The organism is Saprospira grandis str. Lewin (assembly GCF_000250635.1).
GTDB lineage: Bacteria > Bacteroidota > Bacteroidia > Chitinophagales > Saprospiraceae > Saprospira > Saprospira grandis.
The window spans coordinates 166,317-188,815 of sequence record NC_016940.1 but is presented as its reverse complement, the minus strand read 5'-3'; the positions used below and the strand labels follow the sequence as shown (position 1 = coordinate 188,815).

Below are 22,499 nucleotides of genomic sequence, written 5' to 3'. Positions count from 1 at the left end.
AAAAAATCTAACTTTCATGGAGATGCCTTAATTTTAGACCCTTATGATGGAATATATACAGATTATACTCGACTTCTTTCAAGTCTACTATATCGACCGATTTAGTTGGTGGGTGCTGCTCATCCCCATAATTTCGGCGGTGGTGGGCTGGGGGACCAATAAATTGGCCCTCAAGATGACCTTTTATCCCCTAGAGTTTGTCGGCTGGAAAAGCAAAAGCGGCCAGCCAATTCTAGGCTGGCAGGGCATTATTCCATCCAAAGGCGTGAGTATGGCCGATACTTCCGTAGATATGATTACGGATAAACTCATTGATGTGGAAGAACAGTTCGACCGCATCAACCCCAGAGTCATCGCCAAAGAAATGGAGCCCCGCATGCTCGATCTTACCCGAGAGATTATCAATGAGGCCATGCGCGAAGAACTTCCGCTCTGGAAGTTGCTGCCCGAAAAACAAAAGGCCGCCGTTTTTGAACGAGCTGCCCGAGAAATTCCTAAGGTGACCGAGGAAATTATGCAGGAGGTAAAAGATAATATTACCGAAATCTTTAACCTCAAACAAATGACCATCAACCACCTGAGCAACAATAAGGAATTGATGAACCGCATGTTCTTAGATGTGGGCGATAAGGAATTTCAGTTTATTGAATACTCGGGCCTCTATTTTGGCTTTTTGTTTGGCCTGGCCCAAATGTTAGTCTGGATTCCCTTTGGCGCTTGGTGGCAACTCCCCCTAGGCGGCTTGGTAGTCGGTTACCTGACCAATGTTTTGGCCCTCAATATGATTTTTAAACCGGCTAAAGCTTATAAACTATTCGGCTGGAAAATTCAGGGCCTCTTTATCCTACGCCAAAAAGAAGTGGCCAAGGAATACGCCAATATTGTGGCCAACGAAATTATTACTATGCCCAATATTTTTCGGGCCATGTTTGAAGGCGATGCCTCTGACCGCCTGCTCCACATTATCGAGGAACATGTCAATGAGAGTTTTGACCATACCGCCGGCTTTTCTAGCGCCCTCATTCGCATCACTTCGGGCAGCAATAGCTATGACCGCATCAAGGAAATTGCCTGCCGCCGCCTAGTGGCCGAGGTGCCCGAACATATCCACCTGATTTTTGATTATGCCCAACAGGCCCTAGATATCGAGCATACGCTCAGCGATAAGATGAGTAGCCTCCCCCCAGAGGACTTTGTCGATTTTCTGCGACCCGTTTTCCAACAAGATGAATGGAAACTGCTTTTAGTGGGCAGTATTTTAGGTATGATTGCCGGTTTTCTACAAATTCTGACCGTTTAATTTTTTTGGGGCTGCCCCTGCGCTTCGCTTGGGTCGGGCTGTGCCAGGGCTCGCAGGTCTGCTCGGCCCTGCAGGCTTTTTCGCTTCGCTGCAAAAGCCTTTGGTCTGCGGCTTCGCCGCCCCCTTTTCCATCCCTCAGCCTGCGGGCCTTCGGCCCTGTAGAACGCAGAAATCCAACCCAGAAGGCCATTTTTTCGTCTTAGCAAAGAAGGACGCCCAAGCGGGCGCAGCCCGCCCGGCCTAGCGATGTGCAGCAGTGGCCGTCAGGCCAGACCCAGGCGGCAAAGCCGCCGCAGGGCCGAGCAGACCTGCGAGCTGCGAAACGTAGCGCCCGCCCTAGGCGGGAGGCCCCAAAACAGCAGCATACAATTAGAGAACAAAATCCCCAGAACGCCATGCCAAAAGATGAGTTTGCAAAATTGACCGATGAGGAGTTAGTGGCCCATTGTATTAAGCATAAAAGGCGCTATCAAGAGGCCTTGTATCGTCGTTATGCCGATGATTTATATGCCGTGGCTTTGATTTATTGTAAATCAGACCAGGATGCGGCGGATGTATTGCAAGAGTCTTTTATTAAGATATTTAAGAACTTAGAACGCTTTAAGTTTCAGGCCGCCCTAAAATCTTGGATGCGTCGCATTTTGGTCAATACCGCTCTGGACCATTATCGGAAGCGCAAGAGGGAAAAGGCGCACTCAGAAAATTATCAGCAGCAGCAAGAGCTCAAAGTAGACGATATTTTGTCGAGAATCAATGCGGCAGAACTACTCGAACTATTGAACCAATTGCCCAAAAAGGCGGGCATGGTGCTTAAGTTGTATGCCATAGAAGGCTATGCGCATAAAGAAATTGCGGAACAGATGCAGATTTCGGAGGGCACCTCTAAGTCGCAGCTGAGTCGAGCCCGCAGCCTATTAAAAGAATTATTGGCCAAACTTCAGGGAGATGTTTAGAGAAGAAGAGAAGGACCTTTTGGGGCAGCGTTTGCGAGATTTACCCAAGGATTTGCAGGCTTCGGCCCCAGCTGGACTTTGGGATAATTTGGCCCAAGAACTAGATGATTTGGCCCTAGATGAGCAACTAAAAGATAAATTATCTACGCAAAAAGCAACAGCACCCACAGGGCTTTGGTCGGCCATCTCTGCCGATTTACCCTTGGACCAAGATGCCCTTTTGGATGAGAAAATACGGCAGGCTTATGCAGAAAAAAAGATGCCTAAAGCCCCCGCACAGCTTTGGTCGGCCATTGACCAGCAATTGGAATTGGAGGCTGTTTGGACCAAAATGCAGCAGCCTTTGGACCAACTGGCTTTTCGCTATCGGCTGCGGCTATGGGGCCGCCGCCTGAGCTGGGCTGCCCTGCTTTTGCTATTCTGCAAGGCTTGTGGACCAGAAATTACGGAAGGCTTTTGGCCCGAAAATAAGACGCCTTTGGTGCAAAAAACGAGCTATGAACAGCCTAAAAAAGAGCAAGGAAAAGCCCTTGGGCCAACTTCTTCGGCTGAGCAAAAAGAAGGTCCTGCCGCGGCAGAAAAGAAAGCTGAAAATGCGGCTAGATTAGAACAAAAGGCAAAACCTCAAGCTGAAAATGAAGCTGGCCAAAATGGACCAAAAAGAAAGCTTGGAGCTGGACAATTGCCGCCTAGCTCGCCCTTAACCCCTGCTGGAAAAGCAGGAGAGGAGCAGCCCAAAAATAAGGTGAATACTTTGGCTACTGTAGAAAAAGAGGAGGCATTTGCTTTGGAGCAGGCTGGGCAAAAGTCGCTAGCTCCTGAAATCGAGCAGTTGGCTAAAACTGCTGCTCCTTTGCTTGAAGAAGCAGCATTGGCTAAGCCCCTATTGTTGCCCACTCTTTTGGCAGCGCCCATTGCTTTGGAAGAAAACGCAGCGGAAGAAACTGGACCAAAATCCCCAGTTTTAGCATTAAAACGGCCTTATCGCAAGCATTACTTGGGGCTGCGGAGCAGCCTAGAGCAGCAACTCATCACCAATGATTTTCAGCAAAAGAAAGTAGAATATCAGCATTTGAGTTTGCTCTTGGCAGCAGAAAAACCCGAAAACCCCTATAGTTTGAGTCAGCCTAGTTTTAACTGGGCCTTAGACTATCGTTATGCATTTAGCCGAAACCAGCAGTTACAGTTTAACTTTTGGTGGAGCAAAAATATGGTGAAAACTTATGATTATAGCTATGGCGGACGCATTGGCGAGCAGCGGCTCAGTCTAAACTATATGACAGTAGAGCTGGGCCTAGAACAGTCGCTTTATCGCCTTTGGGAGGACCGTCTACAGGGATTTGTAGTGCTTGGGGCCTATGCAGGAAAGCTCATGCAATTTAAAAGCAGCCGTAGTTTACAGTCTTCTGGTTATTTTCTTTTAGACTATAATGATTGGGAGTACGGTTTGTCATTTGCTTTGGGCCAGCGGCATAAGCTCAAAGGAAACTGGGAGTTGCAGTACGGTTTTCAAAGCCGGCTGGGCTTGGGGCCCTTATTGGAAGACCCCAAACAAGATCAGCGTGCTTATGCCCATGCTTGGGGCCTTTATTTGGGCCTAGGAAAAAAGTTTTAGTGCCCAAGGCAACCTTGGCCCCCCTTCTGGCGTCTAATTTTTGGATGTCCGATAGGATGACCACCTAACAATCATGAAAATGGGGATTTGCTGCTACAAATCCAAGACTGCAAAAGAAAACGACTAGCTGGCGAAACTGCTTGCTAGTCGTTCTTTTTTTAATAGTTAGGGGGTAACTCTAAGCGCTTTTCAATTTTGCCCGCCTCACAGTAATAGAGCTCAAATGCGAGTTTTGTTTTGGCTGGGCGGCGGTGAGTACTATAAATAACCGTACAATCTTGGCTGCTGGCATAGGCCTGCAAGAGCTTAAAGAACCCCTGGGCATCTATTTCGTTGAGCTCGGCGGTGGGCTCATCTAACAAAAGGACCTGTGGATGATTGAGCAGGGCGCGAACCAAGCGGTAGAGCAGGCGCTGGAAAGGCGGCAATTGGCCCAAGGGATTAAAACGGAGGGCATCCAATTGGAAAAAATGCAGCAATTGGTCGATACGGTGTTGTCTTTGGCTCTTGCTGCTCCAATCCGTAGCCAAAAGCAATAAATCGAGTTGTTCTTGCATTTTTTGCTGAGGCAAAAGCGGCTGTTTAAGCGACAAAAGGGCCACCCTTCTTCGGACTGCCGAGCGCTGCAAATCATCTAGATGGCTTAAATCAAAGTCTAAAATACGGCCCTCGCCCTTAGTGGCGGGCAACTGCCCATGCAAAAAAGCCAAAAGTACAGATTTGGCATTGCTCAGCGGTCCATACAAGATATTAAAGCTACCCAAAGGAATTTGCCAATCTAGAGGCCCTAAGATTAACTGCTGGTTTTGTTCTAGTAAGAGGCCCCTTAACTCTATGGCATAGTCTTTTTTATTCCACATAAATTGAAAATCCTGTCTTTTTTGTATAATTTTGGATGCTATGCCCAATAAAATAAAAATTTTATTTATTTGAGCGTTATTTTTATTGGCTAGGCTTGGTTTTTGTCAAGCTTAACCAGAGCCGACTGAGTTTTGGCTGTCACATTTTTTGTTTTTTAGCCAGAACAGCTTGACCTTAAATAAAGGGCGGGTTTACGCTTTGGCATCCATCTCCAATATAGCATTCTCTTGTTATTAAAAAAGGTATTTTAACCCTGATGAAGCGAATATTTTACAAACTAATGATCGTTTTTTGTCTTTTCGCTAGCTCGGCATTGCACGCCCAGGCCAGCAAAATTATTCATCAGAGTATGACTTTGGATGGGGCGCAGACAATCAATATCAATGTAGTGGGGGCCAAGGTAGAGGTTAAGCCCTCGCAGGGGCATCGGCTAATGATTGAAACCAAAATCGAAATTGCGGTCCCTAGTCCGCGCCTATTAGATTTTATTGTGAACCAAGGGCGCTACAATTTGGTCAAAGAAATAGATTTGGCGACCAATGAGCTAACGGTTTCCTCTAAAAAGACAAATAATGTATTGATGGTAAAGGGCAAGGAATGTATGGAAACCTTATCTTATATCTTTTATGTGCCCGAAGCTGTTAAATTTGCCAATAACAGCACAATTCAGGACCTTTCTACAGAATAAGTTTAAATAAGATTTGGGTATTTAAAATTGCTGCCTTACCTTTGTAGCCGCTTTTGAACTAAGAAAAATACCTACGTACTAATGCAGATTTCTAATTCTATGATTTATAGACTACTATTTGTTATTTTTTGCTTTATTTCTTTTGCTCAGCTCAAGGCGCAAAGTCAGAAAAAACTGTATCAGTCTTTTGCGGTACAAACGGCCACTACGGTAGCGCTTGAGTTAGGAGATTTTCCTGTAGAGGTTCGGGAAACGGAGGGGCCTTCTATTTTTATTGAGGGCGAGCTTTCTGTTACAGAAATTGACGAGCAGTTGTTGAGCTTTTTGGTCCAAAAGGGCCGCTATAAACTAAAGGCAAATTATAATGCATCTTGCCAAGAAATCAAGTTGGCTTGGGCCAAAGAATTGTCTACCCTAATGAAGGCGGGAGAAGTTTGCGAGGAGCAAATTAAGTTTGTGCTTTATTTGCCCAAAGGCCTAAAAATTAACGATAGCCAAACTATTTCGGCTAGTCGCTAGATGAAAATACTGCAATCATCCAAGAAGGAGCGCTATTCCCTAAACTGAGGGCATAGCCTTTTTTTTGGTCCAAAATAAAAGCCCGCTAGAAAAGAATTCTAGCGGGCTTTTTCTGGCCTAGCGATGTGCAGCAGTGGCCCAAAGGGCCAGACCCAGGCAGCTTTGCTGCCGCAGGGCCGAGCAGACCTGCGAGCTGCGAAACGTAGCGCCGCAAGGCGAAGCCGCAGCGGAGGCCCCAAAATAGCAGCGAGCTGCGGAACGACAACAAGAACTTTAGTTCGCAGTTCGACGACCGAAGGGAGTAACCGCCGCAAGGCAAAGCCGCAGCGGAGGCCCCAAAAGAAAAAACTAAAACACTCTATTTTTCTTCTTTTCCAGATCGATCAGGCCAAATTGAAGACCCAGGCCCAAATGCGCTCGGAACTCCGTGAGCGAATAATCATCGGGGACTTTCCCGCCTCTTTGTTCGGCCACAATAGCTTGAGCACCAGCTGATAAATGTAAGTATTTGCTGATGTAAAAATTGACACCAGTTTGGAACTGAATGGCTGGCGAAACTTGAAAATCGCCATATTGGGCATAGACAAAACCGGGTTTTTCGTAGGTGGTTTGGCTAATGTGCAGGCCCGCTTGCAGGCCAATATAGGGGTCCCAGATGGGTTTATCGACAAAATGCCAGAAGCCGCCCAGATAAATGCCCGTATTTTGCTTAAGGATACTGGCTTGGCTGGGGCTAGACAAAAGCATAGAAAAATCGGCTCGGAGGGCCACTTTTTTCTCTGGAAAATAGGCCAGACTGCCTTGCAAATAGTGGTTATAAATAATTTGATTGGGCATAAAGCCAGAGGCAAAAGCGAGGTTCAGTTTGAGAAGGCCCTCGGTAGATGCAAAGGGCGCATCCTTCTCATAATCCTCCAATTGATCGTATTGCGCAAAGGTAGTTTGCCCCAAAAAGAGCAGGGCCAGCGCAAAAAATATTCGGTTTACCATAGGTCTGCAATTTTGTAGTTAAGGCTAAGGCTAAAGAGGAAGCGCTGCTCTACTTTTTCGCTAGGCTGGCTGAGGAGCAAGAGGCGGCCATTATTGTTTTGCCAGCTCAATTCCTCGCCAAACTCCAGCATATATTGGGTCGAAAAGCTGAGGTCAAATTTGGGTGTTAGGTTGAGGTGGGTCCCCAAACCCAAGGCTATAGCGGGGTTCCAGCGATCTACCTGATTGCTAGGATTGGCATTGGCCTCTAGGGCGCCATAATTCATACTGCCGCCCAGAGAGATGAATGGGCGCCAGCTTTCCTCAAAATCTTCATTGCCTGGAAAGGGGTAAAAAAGGGCATTGGCCGAGATAAAAATATCTGTTCGGAAGGCCTGTTCGCCAAAATCGGCTTGCATATAATGCAGGGCCCATTCGGTATTGATGCGGTTATGCAGTTGCAGGCGAAAATTTGCGCCTACGCCAATTGGCGCTTGATAATCCTCTTGATGCAGTAGGCTAGCGGTTTGTCCCGCCACGCCCAAACTCAATAAACCAGCTGCCGAATTATCAAAACTCGCCTTGCTGTCTCGCTCATCGGGCCATTGGGCCCAGGCGGTTTGCCCTAGAGTTAGAAGCAGGGCCAAAGAAAGTATAAAAGATCGCATGTTCTAAGTAGTTTGCCCTAAGTTAGGTCTATTTTGTCCTTTAGCAAAGAATTTTTAACAGTTCGCTAAGATGATTTTTTGGGGCTGCCCCTGCGGCCTTCGGCCTTGGGTCGGGCCATTGCGCAGCTCGCAGGTCTGCTCGGCCCTGCGTCGCTGCGCTCCTTGGTCTGCCGCCTTTGGCGGCCCTGCTCCAGCCCCTCAGCCGGGCGGGGCGGCCCCAGCTTATTCTTTTATTATAGGGCTTGGGGCTAAAGCCAGGGGCAAAGTTGGCAAATTGGGTTAAAAACTGTAGTTTAGAAGGAGCAAACATAAAAAATAGCGCCGAGGATGTATAAGAAAAAATTCAACAAGATACAACAAGAAGAAGAGGAGGAAGAGCAGCTTAGTCCGGTCAATGAGGAAAGTCAAAAAGGCTTGATAGATGAAGAGGAACTTGTTTCTGTCAATCGGGCCATGGCTCAATTGGAGCGGCAGCTTTTGCCTAGTCCCAAGGAAGAGGAGCAAAGCGAAGAAATGAGCGAAACGCCCGAGCAAGTTGTTGCCGAAGAGGAAGAGGAGTTCTTGGCAGAAGAAGAACAGCTTGAAGGGCCAGAGGAGGAACCCCTAGAAATAGAATTGGAGGAAGAAGAAGAGCTAGAAACAGAGGAGGATTTGACCGAAGAATTAGCGGAAGCTGCCGAGGAGCAGGAAGAAGACCCCTTGCATTTAACGGAAGCCTTGGAAGAGGAGCAGGAAAGTCGAAAAACCACGGCCAAAGGCCGCTTGGCCCCAGTCCCTGAAGAGGGCCGAGACCCTAGTATGGATGAAGACCCCTTGGAGGCCGAAGATTTGGGCTTGCCAGAAGATAGTATTTTGGTCGATCGGCGTTTGCGCAAAGAAGAACTACAACTACAAATGAACGCCCAAAGCAAAGACTTTTTGGGCTCTAATATGCATCGCACAAGAGATTTTGCGGCCATTTTTGCCAAGGGGAAAAGCTCAAAAGAAGACCCAAAACTCGATTTGGCCTATGAAATTGATCAAAATCTAGAGTATCGCAAAGAGTTAGTGGCCCAACAGCTATTGCGCAACTTTCATTCGGCAGATAGCAAAGAGTCTTATCATGCGGGCCTCATCTTTAAAGAATTGGGCCTAACCGACAAAGATGATGAAGACTTTGCAGATGATGTATCTGCTGACTCTGCAGCCCATGAAAATGAAGAATTTATTGAGCAAATTCGGAAGCGCTTGCCGAATTTGTAGTGTTCTCTTTTTTATTGATTGGGACTTTAGGAAATTAAGTTGAAACTCAGAAATAGCAATTATGTTGAGTAGGCCGCGGATCTCGCTAATCAGCTTTTTAGCTTGGGGTATTAGTAGTTTAATGTATGCCTTATGCTTTTGCCGAGAAAGCAATTTTGAGTTAGAATGGCAGGCCGTTTTGTACTACTTTTTGGTATTTGGCGTAGTGGCCGCCCTCTTTGCTTATATTCCAATAGTTGCTATTTTATTATTATGGCAGCGCAAATTGACTGTCCTCTCAATAAATGGGATAATTCTATTGTTTTCAGTAGTTGCCGCAGCTGGAATTTCCTATTTTTTTATGGGAAAAGACCTTTTTGAGGCTATTGAGCTCTTAGGCTATTATTTATTGCCAGCACTATTTTTAGTGAATATCGCTTTAGGATATCAGCATGCGGTTACTAAATGCTTACTATTATTGTTAATGCCGATATTGATAGTCGCTTGTAAAACAACGGAATGTATATATAGTGATAGTGGCGGATTTACCTTAATGAAGGTTGATTCCAATACGGTTTTTATCGAAAAAATGTACCCTATTGGAGGCTTGGTTATACTCCCTTTTTTTCTGGAAAAAGAAAAGGGAGATAGCTTGATTTTTAAATCAATTGATGAGCTAAGGAATATTACATACCTAAAGCGAGTTGATAGAGAAAAAAGCAGAGAGGTAAATTTTACTATTTTAGACTTAGAGTTAAAAGACACTTTTTTGGTTAATCATTTGTTTATCAATGATAAGCTGTATCAGACGAATAGAGAGGGAGTCTTTAATATTTTAATCGATTCATTAGCAGCAAGTACTCAAGACTCTTTTGTAGTTAAATTTAACCTTCTTGGAGAGTTTAAGGTTGATTTAGATTTTGATTCAAGGTTTAATTATGTTATATATGCACACAATAATATGTATGTGAATAAATGGGCCGATGAAGTTTCTTTTTTTAAGAATAAGTTTTACATAGATGGATGTCAAGTGAAAGGCAGATCCTGTAGTTCTAAAAATAAGATATTGCAGAACTAAAATTAACCTTCTTCTAAGCTGCTCCATGATGAGTTTTCTAGCTTAGATGCCCTTTGTGCCTTGAGCATGGACTAAAGTTTTGCCTTTGGCAATTTGCTTAGAAAGCGGATAGTTGCAATAAATTTTTTAGCTTGCGGCATTATCCCTATTGAAATGCAAAGAAACCCTATGAGTCCAGCAGCCAAGAAAAAAAAGATCCTCAAATTTATTCGCTGGTTCTTATACAGCCTGCTATTTTCCTGCTTGGCAGTGGCGCTTTTTGTTGCCTATGTAGTATTGGCTATTATTTCTAATGTGGATCAAAGAAATGTAAAAGTCGAGGGGATTGTTATGGATGAAAACACAAATCAGCGCTTGGCTAATACCGCTGTAGTCATTTATAGTTATCGATTTATGTCAGATAGAGGCACTCAAAATTATGATTCTTGTCAGGGCTTTGATACATTATATTTACAAACAGATCATCGTGGGTATTATTCCGTGAGTATAGATTATAGTTGTGCTGTTACCATAAGGGTAGGAGGAGAGAAGTATAGAAGAAAAGTATATTATCCTCCTCTGAGAAAAAGAATTATTCAAAATATTTATTTAGAAAGTACTTAAGGAACAGCTCTGAGCTCGAGCTTCTATTTAAAAAACGCAAGACAAGGGGCAAGACATAAATTTTTAGAAAATGGGAACAAGGCTACTTTTACTATTTTTACTGCTAACATCTTGCTTAAATGCTCCTGAAGGCATAGATAAAAAGGAGGGTTGCGGTACTCCTCGCAACTTACCAAAAGCATTTCAAAATGCTATGTACACAATTAAAGCAGCTCCTGTAGACAGTTTGAATTTTTGTTTCGAGATACACTATGATGATAAGACGACTAGCCTAGCTGAGTTTTGTTATCCTTTCCAGGAAAAATATGAAGATCTTGATAGATATATAGAAGTATTGTGGTCAAATGAAGATCTTATTTGTATACGATCTGTTTACCTAGAAACAGACAATGCGTTTAATGCTTACCTAAAACAAGATGATTTTAAAATCAGCTACAAATTTCTAAATCCCTTGGCTGTAGATAGTTCTCATAATAGGGTAGTTACATACAGAATGAATCCAGAGGAATATGTTTTAACTGTAATTGAACTGACAAAAATGGATACGCTAGTTGAGTATGATTTAACGCAAACAAATTGCCTTTTTTTTGACAGATGCTTGGAAAATATCATCTTTTATGAAGATGAAATAGCTGTTGTTTACAGAAATGAGGGAGATAAGCCAAATTCAAAGTTTATACTGAAGTGGTAAATACCTATATGTCAATGTTGATAAGATACTTCACTTTTACATGAGTAGCCCCATCTATATTGATGTGTAGCAGGGGCCTCCCGCCTTCGGCGGGCGGTTACTCCCGTTGGTCGTCGAACTGCGGACTAAAGTCCTTGTTGTCGTTCGGCAGCTCGCTGCTCGCTCGGCCCTGCGCAAAAAACAAGTTTTTGCTTGTGTAGCCTACCCGTAAGGTGCAACCAAAAAATACTATACATCTAACATCGTCCTTTCAAAGTCATATGGGCTAATATTTCCCAAACTTTGGTGGGGACGATTAAAATTGTAGTGCTGAGACCAGTTTTGAATTTCCTCATTTAGTTCTTCTAAGGAGTGGAACCAAGATAAATTTAAACACTCTGTTCTCAAAGTTTTATTTAATCGCTCAATAAATGCATTTTGAGTAGGTTTTCCTGGCTGGATGAACTTCAATTCAATATCATGTTTTTTGGCCCAGGCAGCTAGCTTTTTAGAGATGAATTCTGGCCCATTATCGCAACGAATATAGTCAGGTTTTCCTCTGTAATCCAGTACTTTATCAAGTACATCAGTAAGCTTTTTTGCAGAGATACTTTGATGGGCTTCTGTCCACAAAGCTCGCCTTGAGGTCTCATCCATAATGTTGATAATTCGGACCGATTTCTTATCTGAGCTCATGACCCAATCGCTTAAAAAATCCATAGACCAACCCTTATTTACCTCCTTGGGCAAAGAGATAGGTTCAAATTTTCTGCGAATACGCTGACGCTTTGGCCGCTGTCTCAAGTTTAATTTTTCTCTCTTCCAAATTCTATACACCTTCTTAATGGTTGAAGGTAACACCCTTGATTTCTAATGTAATGAAAAACCTTCCAAAAGCCCCAAGCTAAATATTCTTTCGTGACTTCATGCAATAATTTAGCAATTTGATCATCAACTTCTTCGGGCCGATGACCTGATTTTCGTTTATAATATGTTTGACGACGAAACCCCAAAACGACACAAATCCGACGCACACTGTACTTCTTGGACAGCTCGTCTATGACTCTTTCTTGTCTTTTGGGGTTAAGTACTTTTTTGCCATTGCATAGCCCTCTTCTAAAATTTCATAATTCATGCTTAAGTCTGCATACATCTTTTTTAAACGAGCATTTTGGGCCTCTAATTCCTTGATTAAACGCTCCTTATCGTCAACTTCCTGCTCTTTAGATCTTTTCCATTTATAGAAAGTGGCTGGGCTTATTTGGTGCTTTCTACACAAATCTGCTACGCTAAGGCCGCTGTCGTGCTCAGCTAAAATTGATAACTTCTGCTTTTCCGTGAATTTACTTTTTCGCATCCTTTTAGTTTTTGTTCTTTAAGATAATTATTTTCTATAACTAATGGTTGCTTTTTTGGGCAGGCTACACTTGGTCTGCGGCTTTGCCGCACTGCCTACCATCGCTAGGCCTGCGGCCCTAGGGGCCTGCTATATGGGCCTGTAGGTTGAAACATACAGCCAATTAACGAATGCATTTTTGTGTTCAATGGAGGGTTGAAACCCTCCATAAATAAACATTTTAGCTCTTCTTTGCTGATGGAGCCTATTGGAACAGAAAATCCCCTCGAATGAGGGGATGGGTTCCTATGAAATTTATGGGGAATAAAAAACAAAATTAAACTACGGAAGAAAAAATACCCCTTGTTCAAAGCGGTAGAGGATTTTAATCCTCTCCGCACTATAGATGTAGAATGGGATTGTTGTATGGCTGCTGGTTTTAACCTGCAGCCACGGCTAGCAGGCGGCGAAGCCGCCGCAAAGGAGCGAAGCGACTTGGCCTAGGGGCCTGAAAGGGTGCCGCGTAGCGGCAGACCAAGGGCGAAGCCCGCAGGGCCGAGCAGACCTGCGAGCCCTGCAAGGGCCCGGCCGCCAAAGGCGGCAGGCCCCAAAAAAAGAATATCCAAAAAGAACTAACGAATCAAAGACAAATTGCCTTTGAGGACCTGCCAGGGATCTTCCTCGCTTTGGCCCAAACAACGATAGCGCAAATAATAACCATAGACATCTGGGGGCAATTCTTGGTTCCGAAAACGGCCATCCCAGGCCTCATCCTGTGATTGGCTGCGGAAAATCTGCTCCCCCCAACGATCAAAAACCAAAAGCTCAAACTCCTGAACGACATTGGAGCGCAAGCGAAATACATCATTATGCCCATCGCCATTCGGGCTAAAACTATTGGGTAAAAAGACATAGGGCGGTCCACAAATATAGCTTTTGGTATAGACCCAAATGCTGTCTGTAGTCTGGCAACCCATGGCATCTTGGGCCGAAACAATATACAACTGCGCACTATCGGGCCGAGCCAAAGGGTCAGCAATATCATTAGCCGATAAACTGGGCTGGGGCTGCCATTGGTAGCTATAATCGCCTTGGCCCAAGACCGTCAACTGGCTTTCTTGGCCCAAAAATACAGTATCTGGACTAGCTTGTAGCTGAATGCTCGGCAGTTGTCCCGATACCCGCACCCAAGCCGATAAGCTATCCGTACAAGCATAGGCATTTGTGAGCAAAACCTGATATTCCTGGTCTTGGCTAGGCGACATTTGGACCCTAGCCGTTCCTTGTCCAGCCAATAATAAACTATCTGGCGACCAATAATAGCTCAGACTTTGCTGCTGCAAATCGAGGACCTCCAACTGAGCTGGGGCATTGGGGCAAGCCAAGGCGGTATCTACTAGCTGCGCCCTAATTCCTCTTTGGTAGAGCCAAAAACTATCGATTTGCGGGCAGCCAAATTCTGTTAGCGTTTGTGCATAAAGCAAGAGGCTATCGGCAAAAAGGCTATCTTGGTAAATAGAATCTTGGCCCAAGATAAGAGAGAAATCAGCCTGGCTGCTCCAGCTAAACTGCTGGCCCAAATTAGAGCGGGCGACTAGGCTAAAGGCAGGCGCACATAAATCCTCTTCTCCCAAAAGCTGTAAATCGGGAAGCGGACGATGGCCCAAAACGACCTGTCCACTATCTACACAAGTTCCTATAGTTTGCCCCGCCAATAAAATAGGCGATTGGGCCAAAAACTGATAGTTTCCGGCTAGGAAAGTCCTAGGATTGGGCAAACTAGGATCACTTAAAGCGGCTGCAGGCGACCAACTATAGCTCCAAGCCGTATCGGCCAGCGGATAAAGCTCCGCAACTTCTCCAGAACAAACCCAAATGCTGTCTAAGGCCGACTGCCCCGCCAAAAAAAAATGAATAGGCGCTTGATCCTCTGCTGCACAATTGCCTGGCCCCTGCAGACGAACTTGCAAGAGATAGGTTCCGCTGCTGTCATAACTGATCTGCCCCGAGTCCAAACTACTCAATTGTCCATTGCCAAAATCCCATTGCCAAACTAGGGGAGATAGCAAGTTGCTATCCGCAGATTGGGCCGAATAAGATAGACTCAGGTTCTCTCCACAACTATCTAGCAATAACGCCCATTGCAAATCTAGCGGACGGTTCAATACCGCCAAATCGACACTGTCTATTGCCTTACAGCCCAGACTATTTTGCGCCCGAAGATAAAACCTACGTCCCTGATGTAAATTGATGTTCAAGGGATTAGACTGGCCCAAAATCAATTGGAAATTTGGATCTAAGGCCCAATCATAACGGCTGCTGCTGTCATTGCTATAGGCCCAAAGCGAAACATTATTCCCACAAATTACTTGATCCTCAATAAGATTTAATTGCAAACTGTCGGCAAAAATATAGAGGCTGTCCGTATACTGGCAGCCCGTCGAGGGGTCGCTAATCAATACGGTATACAACTGATTGCCCGCAGGCGTATAATAAGGACTTGGGCTGTTTGGATCCGATAAACCCAAAGCAGGACTCCATTGATAATTTAGCTGTTGGTTGGCATTGGGCTGTAAAACAAAGCCTGAGGTATCTCCACAAAGTCCCAAACTATCGGGCAGGGCCAAACCCAAGGCCCGAACGGCCAAACTATCTACAAATATTCCCCCACAGCCATTTTCTAAGGTAACTTCCAGCTGGAAGATATGCGTACTATCGGCCGGACCATAAACAAAACTAGGATTTTGTCCGCTAGCCGTTTGCCCTGGCCCAAATCGCCAGTTCCAACTGACTATACTTGCCTGACTAGTATCTGTCGTTAAGTCCTGAAACTGCACTGTTACAGAATCTGTGGGACAAGCTGGATAGCTAGCCTGCGCCTGTACCTGAATGGGGGCCGTTTGATAATGCAATTGGGCCGTATCATAAACGGCACAGCCAAACTGGTCCTGCCCCCGAACATAAAAGGTCAAATTGGAGGGATTGCTGCCGTAGTTGAGCGTAAAACTCGAACTATTGGCCAGGAAAATAGAACTGAAGTCGGACGTTAAAGACCAATCTATATCCGAGACATTATAACTGGCATTGGCCGAAAGTGTAAACTGACTAATGCAAAAGCTAGTATCCTCCACCACCGAAATGCTCAAAGGGGCGCCCTGCGATACTGTCACCGTTTCTGTTCGACTACAAGTATCCCAGCTGTTATAGGCCGTAATTTGTACCTGATAACTATAAGGGAAACTTGGCGGTTGGGCGATGGGGTTGGCACTATTGGGGTTAGATAAGCCAATGGCGGGGCTCCAACTATAGCTTAGGCCCGTTGCATCGCCTCCAGGGTTTAGGGCCAAAGAATCTTCATTAAAACAAAGCGTTCGGCTATTGGCCCCAGCTAAAGCGGGAATATTAAGGTCTAAAATTTCGGAATAGCTACCGGTGCAACCATTGGCTAAAGTAATGTCTAAACGGACCAAGACCGGCCCCGAGCGATTGAAGCTGAAAAGAGGATGCTGCTGATTAGATTGTTGTCCGTTGGAGGTCGTCCATTGCCAACTGACAATCTCGGCCAAAGAAGTATCACTCAAATCTGTAAACTGCAATTGCAAGGGGAAGTTACAGCCCAAACTAGACCAAGAAAATTCCGTATTGGGACTGCTGTTGATCTGCTGAACAATCGCAAAATCCGTCGCCTGACAACCATAAACATCTGTCGCTTGTACATAATAGGCCCATGGGCTGCTAGGCGGACTAAAACTAATTGGGTTGCCCTGCCCCAAGACCGTGAAAAAACTAGGATCCGAGGACCAAATGTAATCTACAGCGGTTGGACTCTCCGCATTTAGGCTAACACTATTCCCACAATATTGCTGGTCCTCCAAATTGACGGTAACCGCAGGCGGAAAGCCTAGAAAAACGCTATCTACTGCCGTACAACCATTGGCTGCCGTGATAGTTACCCTATAAGTGGTCGGACTACTCGGATTAGCGCTAGGAGAGGGGCTGCTGGCATCTGATAAACTGCCCGCAGGGCTCCAACTATAGCTCAAACTGCTATCTCCTCCCGCATTCAAAACCACCGAACTCTCTCCCTGACAAATTCCTACTGTATCTGGCCCAAACAAAATTGGCAGTTGGATCTGTTGAAGCGTATCCTGAACAAGGCCCTGACAGCCTTGCTCAGAAGTGACCCTTAGTTGCACGACATAACTGCCCGATTGCGTATAATTGACCGCAGGATGTTGCTGATTAGACTGCTGCCCATTGCCAAAATCCCAATCCCAAGCCACTATAGGCCCCTGACTGCTGTCTACCGTCTCATCGCTAAATTGTATTTGCATAGGCGGCCCACAATTCGTCATATTATAACTAAAGGCGGCCTGTAAAGGAATATCTTGACCTTGTAAAATAATGCTATCGATGAGGGTACAGCCCCAAGCATCCTTGGCCCGAATATAAACGGGAAAGGCAGGCCCAGGCGGAGGCATGATAATCTGAGCAGGATTACTGCTAGATTGTAAGGGGATAAATGTAGGTAAGTAAGACCAACTAATGTCTGCTGGCACCGAAGTTTGTACCCCCAAGCTGAGCGTATCGGCACAACTAGCCGTATCACTGACCGCCAACAATTGAATGGGCGGCGGAACAATCACCCAAACCGTTTTTATTAACTGACAACTATCGCCACTGCTGCTATTGGCCGTTACCGTGACCTGATAACTGCTGCTGCTTGTGGGCCGTACCCAAGGACTAGCCGCCTGAGGATCGGAAAAAGCAGCCGCTGGTCCCCATTGATATTGTAAGTTGGGGTCTCCGCCCTGATTTAATTGTATGCTGTCTTGCCCCGGACAAAGCGGAATGCTGTCCGCCATATTGAGTTGGGCCAATTGAATGTCTATCGTATCGTGTAGGCTGCGCTCGCAACCATTGAGGGCCCTTAAAGTCAACTGAATGGGGTAGCTGCCCGATTGCGTATAAACGGTAGAGGCAAAAGGCGTTTGGGCCGTATCTCCATTGCCAAAATCCCAGAGCCATTGCCCAATAGCCGAAATACTATCAATGCTAAGGTCGCTCACTTGCAGCTCGATGCTGTCACTACAAGGCCCCAAAACAAAATCCGCATCCAAAGTAATAGATTCATACTGCAAATAGATTTCTTGCTGGGCCGTGTCTGCACAACTGCTGCCCGGGTCGGCTATTAAAGTGATGGTATAACGGCCCGTATCGGGGTAGATAAAGACTGGATCATCCAAACTGGAGCTGCTCTGCAAACTATCGCCAAAATACCACTGAAAACCAGAACCTAAACTCTGGCTATTGTTCTGAAATTGGACCATCAAATCATTATCGCACTGAATCTCTGGCGCAAAAAAGGCCGAACTGACCAACTCCCCACAAATACCCACCGCATACTGAAAGTCCCGCCGCATGGTCGATATTAATTGCCCATTTCGATATTCTTCTACCGCTACACCCACCACAAATACCCCCAAAATGGTCGGCGTTCCCTGCAATAAACCCGTCTGCGGATCTATCCGAAGAGAATCTTGGCCGCCCATCATGTTGGTCTCAGAAAAAGCGCCCAGCCAATTGACAGGCGTATAGGGCGGATTATAAGGCGGCTGCGGCATGGGATTGAGCGGAGCCGCCCCATCCAAAGGCGTAGACAACCGATAAACTAAGGAGTCGCCATCCGCATCTGTGGCCGAATGATCAAAGCGCAAAGGCTTGTTGGCACAGACGTAAACTGGGGGCCAATCCCGAAACTCCGGACTGCTATTGCAGCCTTGCAAGGCCGCCTCCGTAATCAAACAATAGTAAGTGGCCCCCGTATTCAAAGGGCTCACAATGTTCACAATGTCTTGGTTCCGACAACAACGCTGATAAACCAATTGATAGCCCCCAGCACGAAAGGGAAGCTGCACCGTATCTCGATAATAGGTCGTATGAATGCAAACATTGGGCGGCACGACCAAGCAAGGATCTTCTAACTCTGGACTCAAAGTATCATTGCTAACAGGCCGCGTCCGCAGGTCAAAAAGAAGCTGGTCATTATCATCAAATACCCCAATAGATGCGGGGTCGTCAAACCAAGGTACGCCCGTATCACAATCCCGAAATACCCGAAGATTGATCTCATAAAGCTCATTGCCCAAACAACGATAAGATAATTCGCCCCCAACAATATGCGTGGCCCTCAGGCTGGCCAATGTCAAGAACAAAAGAAAGAGGATGCTGTAGAGTTTTTTCATTTCTTGCTGTTTTTTTGGGGCTGCCCCTTCCGCTGGGTTGAAACCCAGCGCAAAGCGGTATCGCTTTGCGAAGCTATACAAAATGAGGGTGGAAACCCTCATGAATTATCGCTCGGGTCGGGCTGTTTCAGGGCTCGCAGGTCTGCTCGGCCCTTCGCTTTTTTCGCTACGCTCAAAAAGCTCGGTCTGGCCTTCGGCCACCCTTGTCCATCCCTCAGCCGAGGCGCTGCGCGCCTGCAAAACCGGAAATAAGGACCAATGGCCGTCCTCTAAAATATACTTTATTTAGCCTTTTCCCTAAGGATGAGGGGCTAAGCTCGCTTTGCCTGAGCTCAATACGCTAAATAGAGGGCCCTTAGATGAAGCTGGGGGCCTATTTTGGCGCCTCGCTGGGCCGCCCAAACTTGAATAGCTCCCTAAAGATGCCTATCTTATGGCCCTAAGATAACGAATCATTATGCAGACAGAAGAGATTGACCTAAATGCCGACTTTCAGGCTTGTTTAGAGGATATAGAGGCGGGGACCCCAGCCATGTTTATTACGGGAAAAGCAGGAACGGGAAAATCTACCCTGCTCCGAGAGTTTGTCCGAAGAACCCAGAAAAAAGTAGTGGTGCTGGCGCCTACCGGCATTGCCGCCCTTAATATTGGGGGGCAAACGATTCATTCTTTTTTTGGCTTTCCGGCCCGCCCCTTACAAAGGAGCGAAATTAAGCCCAGAAAAAACCACCGCTTATATAAAGCCATCGACACGATTATTATTGATGAGATTTCTATGGTCCGTGCCGATATGATGGACCAAATAGATTTCTTTATGCGCATTAACGGAAGAGATCGCTATCTTCCCTTTGGGGGCGCTCAAATTATTATGTTTGGCGATCTCTTTCAGCTGCCGCCCGTGATTAGTAGCCCAGAAGTAAGACAACAGCTGCAAGAGCGCTATGAAAGTCCCTACTTTTTTTCGGCCGAGGTCTTTTTCCAGATGGACATCATCATGGCCGAACTCCGAGAGGTGTACCGACAGGCCGACCGCCGATTTATTGGCCTTTTAGATGCTGTTCGTCAAAGTACTATGGATTATGATGAATTTATGGAGCTCAATGAGCGGCATATTCCCGACTTTCCGGAGCAATCGGATTTTTATATTACCCTAGCGGCCAGAAATGCCCGAGTAGATGAGGTCAATCGGGCGAGGTTGCGGGTTTTGCAAGGGGAGGAGTACAGCTATATTGCGGAGGTTTCTGGGCAGATGAATGTACAACCGGCCCCCTCGCCGCTACGGTTAAAGTTGGGCGCACAGGTCGTCTTTTTAAAGAACGACCCCAAAAGGCGTTATGCTAACGGGACCATTGGCAAGGTGGTTTATCTAGATTTTGATGAAATACAGGTGCAGGTATATGGTCCTTTTGGCGATCTACAAACCATCAAGGTAGAAAAATTTGAGTGGGAGATGATGACCCATGAGCTCAATGATGCTGGCGAGATTGAGACCAAGGTTAGCGGAAGCTTTACCCAATATCCTTTGCGCTTGGCCTGGGCCATGACCATTCATAAGAGCCAGGGCAAAACCTTTGATCGGGTATTGTTGGATATGCCGAAGGGGGCTTTTGAGTTTGGGCAAACCTATGTGGCCTTGAGTCGCTGCCGTACTTTAGAGGGCTTAGTGCTCAAGCACCCCTTAAAGCCCCAAGATATTCGGGTAGACCCTAGGGTAGTCGAGTTTTACCAACAACATTTTTAGGTCCAAATTTGCGGATAGCAGGCGGCGAAGCCGCCGCAAAGGCCCAAAGGGCCGCAGGCTGAGGGATGGACAAGGGTGGCCGAAGGCCAGACCGAGCTTTTTGAGCGCAGCGAAAAAAGCGAAGGGCCGAGCAGACCTGCGAGCCCTGAAACAGCCCGACCCGAGCGAAGCGAGTGGGCAGCCCCAAAACAGCAGTCAGAATGGTCTGGGTTTTATTTTTATAAAAGGGAAAAAACGGCTGAATTGGAATTTTTTTTGATGAATAAGCGATGATATAAATAATATGATTTACCCATAGCTCCCCAAAGGGCCAAAACTTTAGCCTATGCGACCGCTTCCCCTGCTTTTACTTTTTATGCTCCTGCAATTTCCGCTTTGGAGCCAAATGATGATTTCTACTTCTTTGCGCGAAGACCTGCGATATAGTGAAGAAACTGGCGAATGGAAACTGATGTCTTCGGATGAGGAAGAGCTTACTTTTTTTGAATTTAATGCGGAGATGAGCATGTTTAAGCATACAACTCCTAGCATTAGTTCGGCTTATTTGATCAAGGAGGCCCGGCAGGATGAGGAGAATGAAATCTTTGAGTTTTCGGTGGTTTCCGATGTGGGCAACCACTACGAAATGGTTTTGGACCCCAATGCCGATGAGGTTCGTTTTTATAAGGATTATGAGGGCATAAAAATTATGGTGCGCCACAAAATCAAGCGAATTTGGTTTGAGAATGAGGAGGCTGAAGAGGCTCCAGCGATAGAGGAAAATGTATCGCCAAAACGGAATAAAGCGCCTACTTATATAGAAGAAGAGGGGACCAAAAGAAGTTAAGAAAACAATATATTGCTCCGGCAGTTTCGCTAAAGAAACTGTCGGTTTTTTTATGGGGCAATTATCTATAAGAAAGGCGGCTTAGTCTAGTTTAGGCCTTAAAAGGGGGGAGAAAATAGATATTTGTGTATAAACATCAAATTTATGCAAAAAGAAGACTGCGGTTTTGACTTTTCTCCGAGCTGGCGCAAATTTATTTTTCATTTTCTGCCTTGGCTTATCTTGTTGATTTCTCCGATTTTATGGATTGATTGGACGCATACGCATATCCCTTGGCAAAAGTTTTTGTTCAAGCACACATTAAACCTAGGGTTTAATGTAGTCGTCTTTTACCTGAACTTCTATGTTTGGGTGCCGCAATTACTCATCAAGCGAAAGCATCGGGCCTTTTTGGGGCGCAATTTGGCTTTTTTGCTGCCGATGTTGTTCTTTTTGCACTTTTGTTATAGTGAAATAATAGGGAGCTATATGTTGGTCAATGAAGGACACTTACATAAGCCGCCCATATTTTTGTTGCTATTTGGTGATAGCCTGGCTTTTTCTTTAAGTGTAGGCGTAGCTAGTGCCATTCGGGTAACGCAGCGCTTGCAAAGTGAGAAAGACCGTTATCAGGAAATGGAGAACGAGCATTTAAAGTCGGAGTTGCTTTATTTGAAATATCAGTTGCAGCCTCATTTCTTTTTCAACACCTTAAATAACATCTATGCGCTCATTGATTTGGCGCCTAAAATGGCCCAAGAAAATGTGCTTCGTCTTAGCCGCTTGATGCGCTACATCTTATATCATTCTGATGAAATGGCGGTCCCTTTAGCCGATGAAATACAGTTTTTGCAAAACTATGTCGAGCTAATGCGCCTGCGTTATGCGGAGCATGTACAAATAGAGATGGAATTTCCGAAGGAAGAGGGTTTGCAAGTACCTCCACTCTTGCTCATTCCGCTTTTGGAAAATGCCTTTAAGCATGGGGTGGATGCTCGTCGGCCTTCTTTTATCCAGTTATCTTTGCGGCTAGATGAAGAATGGCTTTGCTTTGAGGTGAAAAACTCCTTATTTCCCAAAACTGAAACGGATAAAAGTGGTTCGGGTATAGGCTTAGAAAACCTCTGCAAGCGCCTAGAGCTTTTTTATCCAGAACAAGACTATCAATTTGAGCAAGGGCCCCAATCTAATTATTTCTTGGCCCGGCTTTGCCTTCCAAAATAATCC

18 protein-coding genes are annotated in these 22,499 nt (G+C 45.6%); 12 read left to right on the top strand and 6 right to left on the bottom strand.

Features of this window, described 5'->3' with window-relative positions:
• Nucleotides 1-43: 43 nt before the first annotated feature.
• The 3 genes from SGRA_RS00850 (at nucleotide 44) to SGRA_RS00840 (ending at nucleotide 3,868) form a co-directional block, all read left to right on the top strand.
• Nucleotides 44-1,300, top strand: a complete 1,257-nt coding sequence (locus SGRA_RS00850) for a DUF445 domain-containing protein (RefSeq protein WP_014373188.1) — start codon at nucleotides 44-46, stop codon at nucleotides 1,298-1,300.
• A gap of 395 nt (nucleotides 1,301-1,695) precedes the next feature.
• Nucleotides 1,696-2,253, top strand: a complete 558-nt coding sequence (locus SGRA_RS00845; protein ID WP_002660512.1) for an RNA polymerase sigma factor — start codon at nucleotides 1,696-1,698, stop codon at nucleotides 2,251-2,253.
• Nucleotides 2,246-3,868, top strand: coding sequence for a hypothetical protein (locus tag SGRA_RS00840; protein WP_014373187.1), 1,623 nt, complete (start codon nucleotides 2,246-2,248; stop codon nucleotides 3,866-3,868). The genes SGRA_RS00845 and SGRA_RS00840 overlap by 8 nt, the downstream gene beginning before the upstream one ends.
• Before the next feature lie 158 nt (nucleotides 3,869-4,026).
• On the opposite strand, the gene SGRA_RS00835 is transcribed toward SGRA_RS00840, so the two are convergent.
• The gene (locus SGRA_RS00835) at nucleotides 4,027-4,728 is read right to left on the bottom strand and encodes an ATP-binding cassette domain-containing protein (protein ID WP_014373186.1); all 702 of its coding nucleotides are present in this window, start codon (nucleotides 4,726-4,728) and stop codon (nucleotides 4,027-4,029) included.
• 257 nt (nucleotides 4,729-4,985) lie between these two features.
• On the opposite strand from SGRA_RS00835, the gene SGRA_RS00830 reads away from it, so the two are divergent.
• A complete protein-coding gene (locus SGRA_RS00830) occupies nucleotides 4,986-5,417 on the top strand; it encodes a hypothetical protein (RefSeq protein ID WP_014373185.1) in 432 nt (143 codons plus the stop codon).
• Between the two features lie 81 nt (nucleotides 5,418-5,498).
• Nucleotides 5,499-5,936: a hypothetical protein gene (locus tag SGRA_RS00825; RefSeq protein WP_014373184.1), complete on the top strand. Its 438-nt coding sequence runs from the start codon at nucleotides 5,499-5,501 to the stop codon at nucleotides 5,934-5,936.
• Between the two features lie 348 nt (nucleotides 5,937-6,284).
• On the opposite strand, the gene SGRA_RS00820 is transcribed toward SGRA_RS00825, so the two are convergent.
• A complete protein-coding gene (locus SGRA_RS00820; RefSeq protein ID WP_014373183.1) occupies nucleotides 6,285-6,926 on the bottom strand; it encodes a hypothetical protein in 642 nt (213 codons plus the stop codon).
• On the bottom strand, nucleotides 6,920-7,573 hold the full coding sequence (locus SGRA_RS00815) for a hypothetical protein (protein WP_014373182.1): 654 nt from the start codon (nucleotides 7,571-7,573) through the stop codon (nucleotides 6,920-6,922). Before SGRA_RS00815 ends, SGRA_RS00820 begins: the two co-directional genes overlap by 7 nt.
• Nucleotides 7,574-7,900: 327 nt before the next feature.
• Here SGRA_RS00815 and SGRA_RS00805 point away from each other — a divergent pair, with 327 nt between their 5' ends.
• The 4 genes from SGRA_RS00805 (at nucleotide 7,901) to SGRA_RS00790 (ending at nucleotide 11,166) form a co-directional block, all read left to right on the top strand.
• Nucleotides 7,901-8,815 (top strand): hypothetical protein, encoded by a 915-nt coding sequence (locus SGRA_RS00805; RefSeq protein WP_014373180.1) that lies wholly within the window; start codon nucleotides 7,901-7,903, stop codon nucleotides 8,813-8,815.
• 178 nt (nucleotides 8,816-8,993) lie between these two features.
• Nucleotides 8,994-9,872 (top strand): hypothetical protein, encoded by an 879-nt coding sequence (locus tag SGRA_RS00800; protein ID WP_245538607.1) that lies wholly within the window; start codon nucleotides 8,994-8,996, stop codon nucleotides 9,870-9,872.
• A gap of 168 nt (nucleotides 9,873-10,040) precedes the next feature.
• Nucleotides 10,041-10,475, top strand: a complete 435-nt coding sequence (locus SGRA_RS00795) for a hypothetical protein (RefSeq protein WP_014373178.1) — start codon at nucleotides 10,041-10,043, stop codon at nucleotides 10,473-10,475.
• Nucleotides 10,476-10,545: 70 nt separating this feature from the next.
• Nucleotides 10,546-11,166, top strand: a complete 621-nt coding sequence (locus SGRA_RS00790) for a hypothetical protein (protein ID WP_014373177.1) — start codon at nucleotides 10,546-10,548, stop codon at nucleotides 11,164-11,166.
• A gap of 228 nt (nucleotides 11,167-11,394) precedes the next feature.
• Here SGRA_RS00790 and SGRA_RS00785 read toward each other — a convergent pair whose 3' ends face one another.
• The 3 genes from SGRA_RS00785 to SGRA_RS00775 form a co-directional block, all read right to left on the bottom strand.
• The gene (locus SGRA_RS00785) at nucleotides 11,395-11,982 is read right to left on the bottom strand and encodes an integrase core domain-containing protein (RefSeq protein ID WP_081477644.1); all 588 of its coding nucleotides are present in this window, start codon (nucleotides 11,980-11,982) and stop codon (nucleotides 11,395-11,397) included.
• Nucleotides 11,983-12,202: 220 nt separating this feature from the next.
• Complete coding sequence (gene tnpA / locus SGRA_RS00780; RefSeq protein ID WP_014373175.1) at nucleotides 12,203-12,502, bottom strand: IS66 family insertion sequence element accessory protein TnpA; 300 nt, start codon at nucleotides 12,500-12,502, stop codon at nucleotides 12,203-12,205.
• Nucleotides 12,503-13,113: 611 nt separating this feature from the next.
• Nucleotides 13,114-18,726 (bottom strand): PKD domain-containing protein, encoded by a 5,613-nt coding sequence (locus SGRA_RS00775; protein WP_148268233.1) that lies wholly within the window; start codon nucleotides 18,724-18,726, stop codon nucleotides 13,114-13,116.
• A gap of 457 nt (nucleotides 18,727-19,183) precedes the next feature.
• Here SGRA_RS00775 and SGRA_RS00770 point away from each other — a divergent pair, with 457 nt between their 5' ends.
• The 3 genes from SGRA_RS00770 (at nucleotide 19,184) to SGRA_RS00755 (ending at nucleotide 22,496) form a co-directional block, all read left to right on the top strand.
• A complete protein-coding gene (locus SGRA_RS00770; RefSeq protein WP_014373172.1) occupies nucleotides 19,184-20,467 on the top strand; it encodes an ATP-dependent DNA helicase in 1,284 nt (427 codons plus the stop codon).
• 325 nt (nucleotides 20,468-20,792) lie between these two features.
• Entirely contained in the window at nucleotides 20,793-21,293 is a 501-nt protein-coding gene (locus tag SGRA_RS00760; protein ID WP_014373170.1) for a hypothetical protein, read from the top strand.
• Nucleotides 21,294-21,437: 144 nt separating this feature from the next.
• A complete protein-coding gene (locus tag SGRA_RS00755) occupies nucleotides 21,438-22,496 on the top strand; it encodes a sensor histidine kinase (protein ID WP_014373169.1) in 1,059 nt (352 codons plus the stop codon).
• The last annotated feature ends 3 nt before the right edge of the window (nucleotides 22,497-22,499 follow it).